The organism is Salinarimonas rosea DSM 21201, from assembly GCF_000429045.1.
GTDB lineage: Bacteria > Pseudomonadota > Alphaproteobacteria > Rhizobiales > Beijerinckiaceae > Salinarimonas > Salinarimonas rosea.
The window spans coordinates 99,149-113,238 of the sequence record NZ_AUBC01000006.1; the positions used below are offsets into that span (position 1 = coordinate 99,149).

14 protein-coding genes are annotated in these 14,090 nt (G+C 72.2%); 8 read left to right on the forward strand and 6 right to left on the reverse strand.

Features of this window, described 5'->3' with window-relative positions; genetic code table 11:
• Positions 1-23 precede the first annotated feature (23 nt).
• The 4 genes from flgG to flgB are packed head-to-tail and all read right to left on the reverse strand — an operon-like array spanning position 24 to position 1,973.
• Positions 24-812, reverse strand: coding sequence for a flagellar basal-body rod protein FlgG (gene flgG / locus G407_RS0105655; RefSeq protein ID WP_029030032.1), 789 nt, complete (start codon positions 810-812; stop codon positions 24-26).
• 14 nt (positions 813-826) lie between these two features.
• Positions 827-1,180, reverse strand: coding sequence for a flagellar hook-basal body complex protein FliE (gene fliE / locus G407_RS0105660; protein ID WP_029030033.1), 354 nt, complete (start codon positions 1,178-1,180; stop codon positions 827-829).
• Complete coding sequence (gene flgC, locus G407_RS0105665; RefSeq protein WP_029030034.1) at positions 1,180-1,596, reverse strand: flagellar basal body rod protein FlgC; 417 nt, start codon at positions 1,594-1,596, stop codon at positions 1,180-1,182. Before flgC ends, fliE begins: the two co-directional genes overlap by 1 nt.
• A complete protein-coding gene (gene flgB, locus G407_RS0105670) occupies positions 1,596-1,973 on the reverse strand; it encodes a flagellar basal body rod protein FlgB (protein WP_029030035.1) in 378 nt (125 codons plus the stop codon). The genes flgC and flgB overlap by 1 nt, the downstream gene beginning before the upstream one ends.
• Positions 1,974-2,247: 274 nt before the next feature.
• Here flgB and G407_RS0105675 point away from each other — a divergent pair, with 274 nt between their 5' ends.
• Positions 2,248-3,309: an acyltransferase family protein gene (locus G407_RS0105675; RefSeq protein WP_029030036.1), complete on the forward strand. Its 1,062-nt coding sequence runs from the start codon at positions 2,248-2,250 to the stop codon at positions 3,307-3,309.
• Positions 3,310-3,372: 63 nt separating this feature from the next.
• Here the strand turns inward: G407_RS0105675 and G407_RS0105680 are convergent, their stop codons facing one another.
• Both G407_RS0105680 and G407_RS0105685 read right to left on the reverse strand, forming a co-directional pair.
• Positions 3,373-3,624 carry an HP1242/YdcH family protein gene (locus tag G407_RS0105680; RefSeq protein WP_029030037.1) on the reverse strand — a complete coding sequence of 84 codons (252 nt, stop codon included), beginning with the start codon at positions 3,622-3,624 and terminating at the stop codon, positions 3,373-3,375.
• Between the two features lie 115 nt (positions 3,625-3,739).
• Complete coding sequence (locus tag G407_RS0105685) at positions 3,740-4,207, reverse strand: Lrp/AsnC ligand binding domain-containing protein (RefSeq protein ID WP_029030038.1); 468 nt, start codon at positions 4,205-4,207, stop codon at positions 3,740-3,742.
• A 127-nt stretch (positions 4,208-4,334) separates the two neighbouring features.
• On the opposite strand from G407_RS0105685, the gene putA reads away from it, so the two are divergent.
• The 7 genes from putA (at position 4,335) to flbT (ending at position 14,065) form a co-directional block, all read left to right on the forward strand.
• A complete protein-coding gene (putA, locus tag G407_RS0105690; protein WP_029030039.1) occupies positions 4,335-7,436 on the forward strand; it encodes a bifunctional proline dehydrogenase/L-glutamate gamma-semialdehyde dehydrogenase PutA in 3,102 nt (1,033 codons plus the stop codon).
• Between the two features lie 301 nt (positions 7,437-7,737).
• A complete protein-coding gene (locus G407_RS0105695) occupies positions 7,738-9,354 on the forward strand; it encodes an AMP-binding protein (protein WP_029030040.1) in 1,617 nt (538 codons plus the stop codon).
• Positions 9,355-9,447: 93 nt separating this feature from the next.
• On the forward strand, positions 9,448-10,704 hold the full coding sequence (locus G407_RS0105700; protein WP_029030041.1) for a flagellar hook protein FlgE: 1,257 nt from the start codon (positions 9,448-9,450) through the stop codon (positions 10,702-10,704).
• Positions 10,705-10,753: 49 nt separating this feature from the next.
• The gene (gene flgK, locus G407_RS0105705; RefSeq protein ID WP_029030042.1) at positions 10,754-12,226 is read left to right on the forward strand and encodes a flagellar hook-associated protein FlgK; all 1,473 of its coding nucleotides are present in this window, start codon (positions 10,754-10,756) and stop codon (positions 12,224-12,226) included.
• Between the two features lie 6 nt (positions 12,227-12,232).
• Positions 12,233-13,282: a flagellar hook-associated family protein gene (locus G407_RS0105710; RefSeq protein ID WP_029030043.1), complete on the forward strand. Its 1,050-nt coding sequence runs from the start codon at positions 12,233-12,235 to the stop codon at positions 13,280-13,282.
• A gap of 22 nt (positions 13,283-13,304) precedes the next feature.
• On the forward strand, positions 13,305-13,652 hold the full coding sequence (gene flaF / locus G407_RS0105715) for a flagellar biosynthesis regulator FlaF (RefSeq protein WP_029030044.1): 348 nt from the start codon (positions 13,305-13,307) through the stop codon (positions 13,650-13,652).
• Positions 13,649-14,065: a flagellar biosynthesis repressor FlbT gene (flbT, locus tag G407_RS0105720; RefSeq protein ID WP_029030045.1), complete on the forward strand. Its 417-nt coding sequence runs from the start codon at positions 13,649-13,651 to the stop codon at positions 14,063-14,065. The genes flaF and flbT overlap by 4 nt, the downstream gene beginning before the upstream one ends.
• The last annotated feature ends 25 nt before the right edge of the window (positions 14,066-14,090 follow it).

Consider the following 14,090-nt stretch of genomic DNA (forward strand, 5'->3'; position numbering starts at 1 on the left):
GCAGCTCCGGTCGTCGCGCTCGCTCAGCGGATGCCGTTCGTGACGGTGGAGGCCATCTGGTCGGCGGCCTGGATGACCTTGGAGTTCATCTCGTAGGCGCGCTGGGCGGAGATCAGCTGGGTGATCTCCTTCACCGGATCGACGTTGGACGCCTCGAGATAGCCCTGGTGGATCTTGGCGTAGCCGGGATCGGCGGGCACGCCGACCACCGGCTGGCCGGACGCCTCGGTCTCGCGATAGAGGTTGCCGCCCATCGGCTCGAGGCCGGTCTCGTTGGCGAAGTTCGCGAGCGTCAGCTGGCCGAGATCCTCGAGCTGCTGCTGGTCCGGCACGCGGGCGAAGACCTGGCCGGACTGGTTGACCACGATCTCGACCGTGTTCTCCGGCACCTGGATCGCGGGGTCGACGAGGTAGCCCTCCATCGTGACGAGCTGGCCCTCGGCGTTGGTGTTGAAGGAGCCCGCGCGGGTGTAGAGGATCTCGCCCTCCGGCCCCTGCACCTGGAACCAGCCGCGCCCGTCGAGCGCGAGGTCGAGCTTGTTGCCGGTCTGGGAGAGCGCACCCTGCATGTGCAGGTTCCGGATCGCGGCGGTGCGCACGCCGAGCCCGAGGTTCGCGCCCTCCGGGATCGCCGCCTCGCCGCCGCGCATGGGCACGCCCTGGAGCCGCTCGGTCTGGTAGAGCAGGTCCGTGAACTCGGCGCGCGCCCGCTTGAAGGCGGTGGTGTTGATGTTGGCGATGTTGTTGGCGATGACCTCGACGTTGAGCTGCTGGGCGTTCATGCCGGTGGCGGCGATGGCGAGCGCTTTCATGGCGGCGATCCTCCTCAGATCTGCATCCGGCTGATTTCCTGGTACGCCTGCACCACCTTGTCCCGCACCGCGATGGCGGTCTGGAGCGTGCGCTCGGCGTTCATCACGGCCTCGACCACCTGCTGGACTGAGGCCTTGCCGTTCATCCCGGCGATGGAGGCGGCCTCGGCCTCGCGCACGACGGCGACGCCCTGCTTGGCGACGTCGGCGAGGACGGCGCCGAAATCCGGGGTGCCGGCCGCGGCGGCGGAGCCCGCGTGCGCCGGCGGCGCCGTGATCGCGAGGCGCTCGGTCGCGCGGGCGGCGCCGAGGCCGGACACGCCCGAGAGGCCGGACAGGCTGGAGAGGGAACCGACGGCGTCGATCATCACTGGCTCCTGAGCAGGTCGATGGTCTGGGCGACCATGGAGCGGGTCTGGCGGATCACCGCGAGGTTGGCCTCGTAGGCGCGGTTGGCCTCGCGCATGTCGGCCATCTCCACGAGCATGTCGACGTTGGGCAGCTTGACCATGCCGTTCTCGTCGGCGGCCGGGTGCGACGGGTCGAACTCCGTGCGGAACGGCGCGCGGTCGGCGCCGACACCGTCCACCGAGACGAGGCTCGCGCCGGACGACCGGTCGATCAGGCTCTCGAAGGTGACGGTCTTGCGCCGGTAGGGGTCCGCGCCCGCGGTGTCGCCCGTGGCGTTCGCGTTGGCGAGGTTCTCGGCGATGATGCGCATGCGGGTCGACTGGGCCTCGAGGCCGGAGCCCGCGATGCGCGAGGCGGAGGTCAGGGGATCGATCATCGGGCGCTCTGCATCAGCATGCGGTGGAAGGACTTGACGATGCCGCTCGCCAGCGAGTGCTCGCGGCTCGCCGAGGAGGCCTTGATCAGCTCCTCCTCGATGCTCACCGAGTTGCCGGAATGGGTGATCGCCCAGCCGTCGCGGGTGCGCGTCTCGGAGACGCGGGCGTCCTGCGCCGGCAGGAGGTGATCCGGCCGCGTGGCGGCGAGCTGGAGGCTCGTGCGGTCGAGGACGTCCCGGAACGGCTCGACGTCGCGGGCGCGAAAGCCCGGCGTGCTCGCGTTCGCCACGTTCTCGGCGATCGTCGCCTGGCGCACGGAGAGCCACTCGGACTTGCGCGAGGCGAGGCTGAAGAGGTGGATGCCGTCGACCACGGACGAAGCTCCTCGTCGTTTCTGACGCGGCCAGGGTGCGCGGCGTGCCTTGCGTCGGGCTTGCGGCCCGGTGCGCCGGCCCGTTCAGGAAGGATCAACCACGCCGGCGGACGGCGCCGGCGCGGGGGCGGGACCTTTACCCTCGTCGTGCGACGACGGCCGGCATCGGCGCGCCTGGCCCGGAACCTGCACAATTCGTGGCGAATGCCGCGCAGGCGTCCCGCGGCGGGACGAGACCAGCGACGGCGCACGGGCACGGGATGAGGAGGTCGCGATGCATCGGATTGGAACGCCGGCGGACGCGGGCCGGGTCGGCTGGGTCGATGCGGCCAAGGGGATCTGCATCGTCTTCGTGGTGATGATGCACGCCACCCTCGGCGTCGGCGAGGCGATGGGTGGCGAGGGCTTCATGCATTGGGTGGTCGCCTTCGCGGCGCCCTTCCGCATGCCGGACTTCTTCCTGATCTCGGGCCTGTTCCTCGCACGTGTCGTCGACCGCGACTGGCGCACCTACGGCGACAAGCGCATCCTGCACTTCGTCTACTTCTACCTGCTCTGGCTCGTGATCCAGTCGTTGGTGAAGATCGGCACGGTCTCGGACGGCACGCTCGCCGGCTTCCTCGAGCACCTCGCGATCTCCCTGGTCGAGCCGTTCTCGACGCTGTGGTTCGTCTACATGCTGGCGATCTTCTCGATCGTGGCGAAGCTGGTGCGCCGGGTGAACCCCGTCCTGGTGCTCGCGGCCGCCGCGGCGCTGGAGATCGCGCCGATCCACACCGGCTGGTTCCTGCTGGACGAGTTCGCCGCGCGCCTGGTCTACTTCCTCGCCGGCTGGCATCTCGCGCCGATGATCTTCCGCCTCGCCGAGGCGGCGGTCGCGCGCAGGGCCGCCGCGCTCGGCTTCCTCGGCGTCTGGGCCGTCGTCAACGGCGTGCTGGCGCTCACGACCGTCGGCGTGCTCGGCACCACGACGACGCTCGCCGCCCTGCCGGTGGTGAGCCTGGCGCTGGGCGTCGCGGGGGCGGTGGCGATCGTCTGCGTCTCGGCGCTGATCGCCGGGACGATGGCCGGGCGGCCCTTCGCCTATGCCGGGCAGCACTCGATCGCGATCTACCTCGCCTTCTTCTTCCCCATGGCCGCGACCCGCGAGGTGCTGCTGCGCACCGGCCTCGTCGAGGACGTCGGCGTGGTCTCGCTCGTGGTCACGCTCGGCGCCGTGATCGCGCCGCTGGTGCTGGAGCGGATCGTGCGCAACACGCCGGCCGCCTTCCTGTTCGAGCGGCCGGCCTGGGCGCGGCTGCCGCCGCGCCGCGCCGCCATGGCCCCGGCGGAGTGAAGCCGGCGGCCGCGTGAAGGGGGCGCCGCCGGGCGCCCCTCAAGGCTCCCGGCGCCGGCGTCCCTACGGCGCCGGCCCGTCCTCGCGCAGGCGTTGGGCGATGGCGTCGCGCAGGGCGACGCGGTGCTCGCGCAGCACCTTCTCCTCGTCGTCGGTGCGCAGCTCCTGGCGCGCGTCGATCCGCGCGATCTCGCGGTCGACCTCCTCGTAGCGGGCGACGATCTTCTCGAAGTGGGGATCGGCGCGGCGCGCGGCCTCGACGCGATGGACGTCGCCGGGGAAATCGCGCTTCAGGGGATTCTCGGATGCGGTCATCGAGGCCTCCGTCGGCTGGACGTGCGGGTGCGCTCGCGGGTTCACGTGTGGGCGCACTTCGCCCGGCAACGACGCCCGACGTGCAGGGTTCGACCGCGGTGCCGCCGGAGCGGCCTCAAACCGGCAGGGCCCCGTCCGTCTTCACCTCCTCCATCACCGCGTAGGTGCGCGTCTCGCGCACGCCCGGCAGCGCGAGCAGGACGTCGCCGAGGAAGCGGCGGTAGGCGGCCATGTCGGAGATGCGCGTCTTGACCAGGTAGTCGAAGCCGCCGGCGACCATGTGGCACTCGAGCACCTCGGGCGCGCGCTGCACCGCCTCGGCGAAGCGCTCGAACACGTCGGGCGTCGTCTTGTCGAGGGAGACCTCGACGAAGACCAGGAGGCCGAGCCCGACGCGGTGCGGGTCGAGCCGGGCGGTGAAGCCGACGATCACGCCGTCCTTCTGCAGCCGGCGCAGGCGCTCGCCCGTCGCCGTGGGCGAGAGGCCGATGCGCTCGGCCAGCTCGACGGCGGAGATGCGCCCGTCCTCCTGGAGCACGGCGAGGATGCGAGTGTCGACCCGATCGAGTTCCGTGGCTTTCACCGAAAAATCCTCGCTGCGCCGCCGCTTCGGCGGGAAGCATCAAGATACGCCAGTGGAAGCGCGACGCAAGTCGCGCTATGGTGAGACATCGCCCGATGCCGTACCGGCCGTCGACGGGAGCCCCGCCATGGACGCCCTCTCCCACGCTTTCCCGCCCTTCTCCGCCCCCTACGCCGAGGACGACGTCGCCCTCGCCGAGCGCCTGTTCTCCGAGGCGCGCGCCGCGCCCGCGACGGAGGACGCTTCGGACGCCCTCGCCCGCGACCTGATCGGCGCCATCCGCGCCGAGGAGCGCGGCTTCGGCGGCGTCGAGGATCTCCTGCGGGAGTATGCCCTGTCCACCCGCGAGGGGCTCGCGCTGATGGTGCTGGCCGAGGCGCTCCTGCGCGTACCCGACGCCGCGACCGCCGATCGGCTGATCGAGGACAAGCTCGGGCAGGGGGACTTCGCGCATCACGAGGCCAAGTCGGGGGCGTTCCTCGTCTCGGCCTCCGCCTGGGCGCTCGGCGTCACCGCACGCGTCATCCGCCCGGGCGAGACGCCCGAGGGCATCCTCCAGCAGATGACGAAGCGGCTGGGGCTCCCTACCGTGCGCACGGCCACGCGCCAGGCGATGCGGGTGCTCGGCTCGCATTTCGTGCTCGGCCAGACGATCGAGGAGGCGCTCTCCCGCGCCCGCACCGGCAAGGGCCGGGTCTACCGCTATTCCTTCGACATGCTGGGCGAGGGCGCCCGCACCGCCCGGGACGCCGAGCGCTACTTCGAGAGCTATGCGCAGGCGATCGAGGCCATCGGCCGCGGCGCCGGCGACAAGCGCCTCCCCGAGCGCCCGGGCATCTCGGTGAAGCTGTCGGCGCTCCATCCGCGCTACGAGGCGCTCTCCCGCGAGCGGGTGCTCGCGGAGCTGACGCCCCGCGTCGTCGATCTCGCCCGCAAGGCGAAGGCCTGGGACCTCAACTTCACCGTCGACGCGGAGGAGGCGGACCGGCTCGAGCTGTCGCTCGAGGTGATCGCCGCGGTCGCCGCCGACCCGTCGCTCGCCGGCTGGGACGGCTTCGGCCTCGCCGTCCAGGCCTACCAGAAGCGTGCGCCGGCCGTGATCGACTATGTCGCGGCGCTCGCCGAGCGGCTCGACCGGCGCTTCATGGTGCGCCTCGTCAAGGGCGCCTACTGGGACACCGAGGTGAAGCGCGCGCAGGAGCGCGGCCTGCCGGACTACCCGGTCTTCACCCGCAAGGCGATGACGGACCTCTCCTTCATGGCCTGCGCCGATCGGCTGCTCGCCGCACGCCCGCGTCTCTACCCGCAATTCGCCACCCACAACGCGCTCACCGTCGCCGAGATCGCGGCGCGGGCGGGCGACGGCGTCGGCTACGAGTTCCAGCGCCTGCACGGCATGGGCGAGACGCTCTACGGGCGCCTGCTGGAGCGCCATCCCGGTCTCGGCTGCCGGGTCTACGCGCCCGTCGGCGGGCACCGCGACCTCCTCGCCTATCTCGTGCGGCGCCTCCTGGAGAACGGGGCGAACTCCTCGTTCGTCTCGGTCGCCGCCGACCCGGACGTGCCCGTCGAGCGGCTGCTCGAGCGCCCGCAGGCGATCATCGGCACGCCGCAGCGCGCACGCCATTCCAAGCTGCCGCTGCCGCGCGACCTGTTCGGCTCCTCGCGGGCCAACTCGCGCGGCGTCGAGCTCGGGGACCGCGCGGCGCTGGCCGCCTTCGCCGCCGAGATCGAGGCCGGCCGCCCCGGCGCGGCGCTGGCGCGGCCCGTGATCGGCGGGCGCGCGCGGGACGGCGCGGCGCGCGAGGTCGCGAGCCCGATCGACGGGCGGACCCTGGCGGGCCGGGTCGTCGAGGCCTCGCTCCCGGACGCCGACGCCGCCATGGCCGCGGCGCACGCCGCGCACCCCGCCTGGGCCGCGAGCCCCGCGGCCCTGCGGGCGGGGGCGATACGGCGCATGGCCGACCTGATCGAGCGCGACCGCGGCCGGCTCGTCCACCTGATGCAGGTCGAGGCCGGCAAGACCATCGACGACGCGCTCGCCGAGATCCGCGAGGCGGTGGACTTCTGCCGCTACTACGCCGTGGAAGCCGAGCGCGTCTTCGGTGCGCCGATCGACTTCCCCGGTCCCACCGGCGAGACGAACCGCATGACCCTGCGCGGGCGCGGCGTGTTCGTGGCGATCTCGCCTTGGAACTTCCCGCTGGCGATCTTCGTCGGCCAGGTCGCGGCGGCGCTCGTCGCCGGCAACACCGTCGTCGCCAAGCCCGCCGAGCAGACGCCGCTCGTCGCCGCCCATGCGGCCGCGCTCTTCCACGAGGCGGGCATCCCCGCGGGCGCCCTCGCCTTCGTGCCGGGCGACGGGGCGATCGGCGCACGGCTCGTGGCGGACGCACGGGTCGCGGGCGTCGTCTTCACCGGCTCGACGGAAGTGGCGCGGATCATCAACCGCACCCTCGCCGCCAAGGACGGGCCGATCGTGCCGCTCGTCGCCGAGACCGGCGGCATCAACGCCATGATCGTCGACGCCACCGCGCTGCCCGAGCAGGTCGCCGACGACGTCGTCATGTCCGCCTTCCGCTCCGCCGGCCAGCGCTGCTCGGCGCTGCGGCTGCTCTGCGTCCAGGCCGACGTGGCCGACAAGATGATCGCCATGATCGCCGGCGCCGCCCGCGAGCTGAAGGTCGGCGACCCGCGCGACCTCTCCGTCCAGGTCGGCCCGGTGATCGACGCCGAGGCGAAGGCCAAGCTCGACGCGCACATCGCGGCGACGACGGCGCGCGCGCGCCGCACGCATCTCGCCATGGAGGCGCCGGCGGAGGGGACCTACGTCGCGCCCCATCTCTTCGAGCTGGCGAAGCCGGAGGAGCTCGGCGAGGAGATCTTCGGCCCCGTCCTCCACGTGGTGCGCTACGAGGCGAAGGCGCTCGACGCGCTGCTCGATGCCATCGACGCCAAGGGCTTCGGCCTGACGCTCGGCGTGCACTCGCGCATCGAGGCGACGATCGAGCGGGTCGTGCGGCGGATGACGACGGGCAACGTCTACGTCAACCGCAACATGATCGGCGCCGTCGTCGGCGTGCAGCCCTTCGGCGGCCACGGGCTCTCCGGCACCGGCCCGAAGGCCGGCGGCCCGCACTACCTCCAGCGCTTCGCCACCGAGCAGGTGGTGACGGTCAACACGGCCGCCGCCGGCGGCAACGCCGCGCTGATCGCGATGGAGGAGTGAGGCGGGACCGCCGCGAGTCTCCCCTCTCCCTGGCGGAGAGGGGCCGGGGGTGTGGGGCGTGCAGGACCATGACGACGCGGATGCCGCCCGGCGGCGAAGCAGGCCTGAATCGCGGGCGAGCCTCATCCTGACGGCCCCACAACCCCCGCCCCTCTCCGCGAGGGAGAGGGGAGTTCCCGATCGCCCGTCGTCGGCGTGGCGGCCTGTTCGTCGAGCCGAGTTCCCGGATGGGAGAGGGGAGGCTTTGCCAGGCCTCCGCGACGCGCTAAACCTCGCCTCCCCACGAGGAGACCCGAGGCCGATGCTCGACGAGGCGCGCGACTACGACAGCCTGACGCGCGCGTTCCGCTGGAACGTGCCGGAGCGCTACAACATCGGCGTCGACGTGTGCGACCGCTGGGCCGCCGTCGCGCCGGAGCGCATCGCGATCATCGAGGTGGACGGCGCGGGTGCCGTCGTGCCGTGGAGCTACGGGCGGCTGCGCGAGGCCTCGAACCGGCTCGCCAACGCCCTCGTCGCCCGCGGCATCGGCCCCGGCGATCGGGTCGCGATCCTGCTGCCGCAATCCGCCGCGGTCGCCGTCGCTCATATCGCGCTCTACAAGATCGGCGCCGTGGCGCTGCCGCTGGCGCTGCTCTTCGGCGTCGACGCGCTCGGCTACCGCCTCGCGGACGCGGGCGCGAAGGGGCTCGTCGCGACCGGCGCGGGCATCGAGAAGATCGCCGGCCTCGACCTGCCGGACCTCGCCTGCGTGCTGTGCGTCGACGGCGCCGCCGGCGGGCCCGGGCGGGACGCGGTGTCGTTCCACGCCGCGCTCGAGGCGGCGAGCCCGGACTTCGCGCCCCGCGACACCGCCGCCGACGATCCGGCGATGATGATCTACACCTCGGGAACCACCGGCCAGCCCAAGGGCGCGCTGCATGCGCACCGGGTGCTGCTCGGCCACCTTCCCGGCGTGCAGATGCACCACGAGTTCCTGCCGCGCCCGGGTGACCGGCTGTGGACGCCGGCGGACTGGGCCTGGGCCGGCGGGCTCCTCAACGTGCTCCTGCCCGGCCTGCACTTCGGCGTGCCGGTCGTCGCCCGCAAGCTCGAGAAGTTCGACCCCGACGACGCCTGGCGGCTCATGGTCGAGCAGCGGGTCGCCAACGCCTTCATCCCGCCGACGGCCCTGCGCATGCTGCGTGCCGCAGGCGCCCCGCCGCAGGGGCTCGTCCTGCGCACGGTGGGCTCGGGCGGCGAGGCTCTGGGTGCGGAGACCTTCGCCTGGGGCCGTGAGGCGCTGGGGCTGACGATCAACGAGTTCTACGGCCAGACCGAGTGCAACCTCGTCCTCTCGTCCTGCGCCGCGATCGGCGTCTCCCGCGCCGGCGCGATCGGCAAGGCGGTGCCCGGGCACACGGTCGCCGTCATCCGCGAGGACGGGAGCGTCTGCGATCCGGAGGAGCCGGGCCAGATCGCGGTGCGCCGCCCCGACCCGGTGATGTTCCTCGGCTACTGGAAGCGCGAGGAGGCGACGCGGGCGAAGTTCGTCGGCGACTGGATGACGACCGGCGACCAGGGTGTCGCCGACGCTGACGGCTACGTGCGCTTCGTCGGCCGCGACGACGATCTCATCACGTCGGCCGGCTACCGCATCGGCCCCGCCGAGATCGAGGATTGCCTGCTGCGCCATCCCGCGGTCTCGCTCGCCGCGGTGGTCGGCAAGCCGGACCCGGTGCGCACCCAGATCGTCAAGGCCTTCGTCGTGCCGCGCGAGGGCGTCGCGCCGTCGGACGCGCTCGTCGAGGACATCCGCGCCTTCGTGCGCACGCGGCTGTCCGCCCACGAGTACCCGCGCGAGATCGTCTTCCGCGACAGCCTGCCCTTGACGACGACGGGCAAGGTCATCCGCCGGCTCCTGCGCGACGAGGGCTGACGACCGCTACCGCCCCCGGCGCCAGCCACGCGCAAGCTCGCCGACGTCAGATCACCCGCAACGATCCTCTTCTTGCGTGGTGGAGACGCGGACATGAGCCTCTACGGAGTGATGCGCACGGGCGTGTCGGGCATGGCGGCGCAGTCGTCGAAGCTCGCGACCGTCGCCGACAACATCGCCAACGCCAACACCAACGGCTACAAGCGGGCGCAGACCGAGTTCTCGTCGCTGATCCTCGGCAACACGTCGGGGCAGTACACGTCGGGCGGCGTCACGCCCCACGTGCGCCACGCGATCAGCCAGGAGGGGGCGCAGGTGTTCACCACCTCCTCCACCGATCTCGCGATCAAGGGCCGCGGTTTCTTCGTGGTCTCGGACGCCAACGGCACGCCTTTCCTCACCCGCGCCGGCTCCTTCGTCCCCAACGGAGAAGGCGAGCTCGTCAACGCGGCCGGCTTCAGGCTGATGGGCCAGCCCATCGACGGCGCGACGCCGGCGATCGTGGTCAACGACCTGCAGGGGCTCCAGCCCGTGAACGTCGGCCAGACCGCGCTCGAGGCGACCGCCTCGACCACCGGCACCTTCGCGGCGAACCTCGATTCCAACGCCCCCGCCCTCGTCGCCCCGGCGACGCTGCCCTCCGGCAACGCGGCGACGGCGGCCTACGAATCGACCTCCTCGCTCGTCGCCTACGACAACCTCGGCAACGCGGTCGTGCTCGACGTCTACTTCGCCAAGACCGGGCCGAACACGTGGGAAGCCACCGTGTTCGACCGCGCCGACGCGCCCGCCGGCGGCGGCTTTCCCTACGGCGCCGGCCCGCTCGACACGGTGGCGCTGACCTTCGACCCGGCGAACGGGCGCGTGGTCGGCACGCCGGCGCTCAACCTCGCCGTCCCCGGCGGCCAGCCGCTCGCCCTCGACCTGTCGCAGATGACGCAGGTCGGGGCCGACTACACGGTGATGCAGGCGTCGGTGAACGGCAATGCGCCCTCGGCCATCCGCGACGTCGAGATCGCCCAGGACGGCATCGTCTACGCCGTGTTCGAGAACGGCGAGCGCCGCGCCACCTGGCAGTTGCCGCTCGCGGACGTGACGAGCCCGGACAACCTGCTGCCGCAGGCCGGCAACGTCTACTCGCTCGGCCTCGAGTCCGGCGACGTCAAGCTCGGCGCGGCGGGGCAGGGCGGGCTCGGCGGCATCGTCTCGGGCGCGCTCGAGCAGTCGAACGTCGACCTCGCCGGGGAGCTGACCTCGATGATCGAGAGCCAGCGCAGCTACACGGCCAATTCCAAGGTCTTCCAGACCGGCTCCGAGCTGCTCGACGTGCTCGTCAACCTGAAGCGCTGACCGCGCCCGCGCCGTCCTCCTCCACGGCGCCCACGCACCGAGGCCCCCGATGTCCCTCTCGCTCGCGCTCAACTCCGCCCAGACCGCGCTCTCCGTCACCTCGCAGCAGACGGCGATCACGGCGCGCAACATCACCGGGGCGAACGATCCGGCCTATGCGCGCAAGACCGCGAACGTGGCGACGAGCGGGCTCGGCTCGACCTACATCGCCTCGATCGGCCGCGCCCAGGACCAGGCGCTCTACACCCGCATGCTCGAGGCGCGCTCGGACGCGGCGGCGCGCACCGCGCATCTCGACGGGCTCGAGCGCCTCGCCCAGACGATCGGCGACCCGCAGGACGACTTCTCGGTCGCCGGCGCGCTCGGCGCCTTCCAGAACGCGCTGCAGATGCACGCCGACGGGCCGAGCGACCCGATCCTCGCGGGTGCGGTGCTCGGACGGGCGCAGGATCTCGCCGAGCGGCTCAACCTCGCGACGAAGACGGTGCAGGCCGCCCGCGCCACCGCGGACGGCGAGATGGCGACCTCGGTCGACACGATCAACGATCTCCTCGCCCGCTTCGAGACCGTCAACCGCGCCGTCGTCGCCGGCACGGCGGCGGGCACGGACGTGACCGACCACCTCGACACCCGCGCCGAGATCCTCGGCGAGCTCTCCCGGGAGATCGGCGTCACCACGATCACGCGCCGCGACAACGACATGGTGATCTACACCGACTCCGGCGTCACCCTGTTCGAGAAGACGGCGCGCCCGGTCACGTTCGAGCGCACCTTCGCCTACGACGCCGGCATCGACGGGCGGGCGGTGTTCGCCGACGGCGTGCCGATCACCGGGCCGAACGCCACGATGGCGATCGAGTCCGGCGCGCTCTTCGGCCACGCGACCCTGCGCGACGAGACGAGCGGCGTCTACCAGAAGCAGCTCGACGAGATCGCCCGCGGGCTCGTCCTCGCCACCGCCGAGACCGACCAGATCAACGATCCGCCGATCCTGGCCGCGCAGGCGGGCCTGTTCACCTGGGACGGTGGCCCGGCGCTGCCGCCCGGCACGACGGCGATCGACAACCTTTCGGCGCGCATCCGCGTCAACCCGGGCGTCGACCCCGGCCAGGGCGGCGACCTCACGGCGATCCGCGACGGCGGCATCAACGGCGCCGCCTACGACTACAATCCCGCGGACGCCGCCTCCTATTCCGGCCGGCTGCAGGGCCTGCTCGGCGCGCTCGACGCGTCGCAGCCCTTCGACGCCACGGCCGGCGTCAACCCCGACACGACGCTCGCGCGCTTCGCGGCGGGGTCGGTGGGGTGGCTCGAGGCCGCGCGCAAGCAGGCGGATGCCGAGGCCGCCTACCAGACCACGTTCCTGGAGCGCACCCAGGAGAGCCTCTCCAACGTCACCGGCGTCAACCTCGACGAGGAGCTCGCCCTGATGCTCGAGCTCGAGCGCAGCTACGGCGCCTCGGCGCGGATCATCTCCGCCGTCGACGCCATGCTCGCCTCGCTCCTGCAAGCCGTGAGGTAAGATCCGATGAAGACCTCCTTCGTCTCCACGCTCGGCGTCGCCAGCGCCACCCGCCTCTCGCTGGTGAGGAGCCAGTCCGAGCTCGCCCGCGCCACGCAGGAGCTCTCGTCGGGCCGCCACGCGGATGTCGGGCTCACCCTCGGCGCCCGCACCGGGCAATCGGTCGAGCTGCGCCAGGAGCTCGCCCGCATCGAGGCCATCCTCGACACCAACGGCCTCGTCTCGGCGCGGCTCGACACGACGCAGGCGGCGCTCTCCAACGTGCAGGGCACGGCGGAGGACTTCCTCGGCGTGCTGATCGCCGTGCGCGAGAACGCCCAGGCGGCGGAGGTGGTGGCGCCGCAGGCGGAGCTCGACCTCAAGGGCCTCGTCGGCACGCTCAACGCCAACCTCAACGGCCAGTACCTCTTCGCCGGCATCGACACCGACACGCCGCCGATGACGGACTACGCCGGCCCGCCGGCCTCGCCGGCGAAGCTCGCGGTGGACGCCGCCTTCCTCGGCTTCTTCGGCTTCGACCAGGACGATCCGGCGGTCGCCGGCATCACCGACGCGCAGATGGCGACCTTCGTCGACACCCAGCTCGCCCCGCTCTTCGCCGACCCGCAATGGGGCGCGCTCTGGTCGAGCGCGTCCGACGAGAACCTGTCGAGCCGCATCTCCGGCAACGAGGTGATCGCCACCTCCGCCAACGCCAACGAGCAGCCCTTCCGCGACCTCGCCATGGCCTACACGATGCTGGTGGGGCTGGGCGGCGACGGGCTCGCCCAGCCCGCCTACCGCGAGCTGGTGGAGCGTGCGATCGGCCTCGTCGGTGGCGCCATGCAGGACTTGACCACGGTCCAGGCGCGCCTCGGCGTCGCCCAGAACCGCGTCGCCGACGCCACCGAGCGGATGGGCATCCAGCGCGACATCCTGACGAGGCAGGTGACGGGCCTCGAGAACGTCGACCCCTACGAGGCCGCCACGCGCGTCAACGCGCTGATGTCCCAGGTCGAGGTGTCCTACTCCCTCACCGCCCGCATCCGCGAGATGAGCCTGCTCAACTACCTCTGACGCCCAACCGAACGAGGCGACGATGTACCAATTCTCCTATGCAGAGATCGTCGAGGATACGTTCTCGGACACACGCGCGCGCGAGCGCGAGGCGGTCGAGCAGGCGATCGCGCTGCTGCGCCGGGCGCAGGACGCCGGCGCGACCTCGCGCGAGACGGTGGAGGCGCTGCACTTCACCCGCCAGCTCTGGGCGATCCTGATCGAGGACCTCGCCAGCGCCGAGAACGACCTGCCGCAGAAGCTGCGCGCCGACCTGATCTCCATCGGCCTGTGGGTCATGCGCGAGGCCGAGGCCATCCGCATGGGGCAGACGGACGACTTCTCGGCGATCATCGAGGTCAACCAGACGATCGCGGAGGGCCTGCGATGAGCCGCACGATGCGCCTGTCCCTGCGTGCCGGCGAGCGCGTGTGGATCAACGGGGCCGTCGTGCGCGCCGAGCGCAAGACCACGCTCGAGATCCTCAACGACGCCACCTTCCTGCTGGAAAGCCATGTGCTCCAGCCCGACGAGACGACGACGCCGCTGCGCCAGCTCTACTTCGCGGTGCAGACGACGTTCATCGAGCCGAAGGCCGCGGGCGAGGCGCAGGCGCTGTTCCAGCGCTGGCTCGCGGCGGCGCTGCGCACCTTCGCGAGCCCGCAGATTATCGAGGGCCTCCTCACGGTGCGCGACCAGATGGAGGCGGGCCGCCGGCTCGACGCCATGAAGACCCTGCGCGCGCTGTTCCCCGTCGAGGACGCGATCCTCGCCGCCCCGGCCACGCGCCGCAGCGCCGCCTGACCCGCCACCGCACCGGAGCCCGAGA